This is a genomic window from Vibrio sp. YT-19(2023) (assembly GCF_033337395.1).
This window is the reverse complement of sequence record NZ_JAWOQN010000180.1, coordinates 1-1,005: the sequence shown is the minus strand read 5'-3', so window position 1 is coordinate 1,005 and position 1,005 is coordinate 1. Positions and strand designations below refer to the sequence as shown.

The following is a 1,005-nucleotide window of genomic DNA, read 5'->3' as shown; positions in this document are numbered from 1 at the left end:
AACTGTTATCACTTTGTTATAGAGGGACCTATGCGCGAGAGCAACAAAGTATGGCAACCGAGCGAAAGTCGTATCGCAGAAGCCAATATTACTCAGTTTATCGAACACATTAATCGACAAGGTTTTGACCTAAAAAACTACGCAGACCTGCACCAATGGTCTTTGGATCATAACGAGCAGTTTTGGCAAGAGGTCTGGCTTTTTTGCGATGTAATAGGTAATGCAGGTGAGACGGTAAAAAGCCAAGCCGAGAGCAAATGGCAACAACCAGTACTCAATCGCGATTTATGTTGGTTTCCTGACGCTCATATTAACTACGCAGAAAACTTATTGAGCTTTGCTTATCAAAAACCACATGAGCTCGCCATCTGGTTTGAAAATGAGCGTGACGAACGACAGATCTATACGTGGCAACAGCGGTGTGATGAAGTCTCGAGTGTTCAACAGTGGCTTAGGGATTGTGGCATCAAACAAGGCGATGTTGTTGCTGGTTACTTACCTCACCTTCCTCAAACCGTCATCGCGATGTTGGAAACCACCAGCTTAGGTGCGACATGGACGTCAACCTCGCCAGATTTTGGCGTAGAAAGTGTGCTGGAACGTTTTGGACAGGTAAAACCAAAAATTTTGTTCACTTGTGATGGCTACACATTCAATGGCAAAACTTTCGACATGGCGGAGAAAAACCAACATATATCCGATCATCTCGATGGCCTCAAACAAGTATGCCAAATCAGCTATCTCAAGCCTCACATCTTTGAATGTGATGTTTGTACCCAAGATTGGCAAAACGTGCTCAATCAATACTCACCCGAGCCCCTCACCTACACTCGCGTTAACTTCAATGACCCACTCTTTGTTTTGTATTCGTCCGGTACGACAGGTAAACCCAAATGCATTGTGCACTCGGTCGGTGGCACCATTCTGAATCACGTCAAAGAGCATCAACTGCACTGCGATATTCAACCGAACGATAGAGTTTTTTACTACACGACCTGTGGTTGG

The 1,005-nt window shown here is 44.9% G+C and carries 1 protein-coding gene; it reads left to right on the top strand.

Annotated features, from left to right (window positions below; translation table 11 throughout):
* Nucleotides 1-30 precede the first annotated feature (30 nt).
* The coding region (locus tag R7E78_RS24730; protein WP_318058422.1) for an AMP-binding protein at nucleotides 31-1,005 on the top strand (975 nt) is incomplete at its 3' end.